Consider the following 493-nt stretch of genomic DNA (forward strand, 5'->3'; position numbering starts at 1 on the left):
GCTGAAGCTTCATCCGGATGGAATTTTTGCTTGCTATGATGTGGCGTAACGTGTATGATGCGTGCGTCTAACATACAGGAGCAGTAAATGTACATCGAGGAACGCGCACGGAAGCTGGTTGATTTGGGGATTTACGCAAAAGCGAACCAAGAGCTGAATTCATATCCGGTGGACGGTTCTCTTGTGCCACATGATCAGTACATTCTGCGCATGATGATTCGTGGCCCCAAGACCGAGGGCTATGTGGTCCCGAACGAGCTGAAGTGGATCGAGCCGATGGTGATCCGTGCCGATGCTGAACAGCGCAAACTCTGGGTCAACCATCCGTACGTGTATGTAACGGTTCGCTGCGGCCCCATGAAGAGTGTGAGCGACGATGTGTGGCACGTGGATGGCTTCTCGATGCGTGTACCACACGTGACGGAACAGAATTACATCTGGTCGGATCACACGCCAACCGAAATCCTGAAACAAAACTTTGCATTTCCGTCCG

Annotated in this window: 1 protein-coding gene; it reads left to right on the plus strand. The window is 51.9% G+C overall.

The genetic code is table 11. The annotated features are described in order from the left end of the window. Window positions 1–87 precede the first annotated feature (87 nt). A partial coding sequence (locus AC1RP4_RS07665; protein ID WP_481763223.1) for a hypothetical protein occupies window positions 88–493 on the plus strand: 406 nt, incomplete at its 3' end.

Source organism: Dellaglioa sp. CoH-56-MRSF-10 (assembly GCF_056782175.1).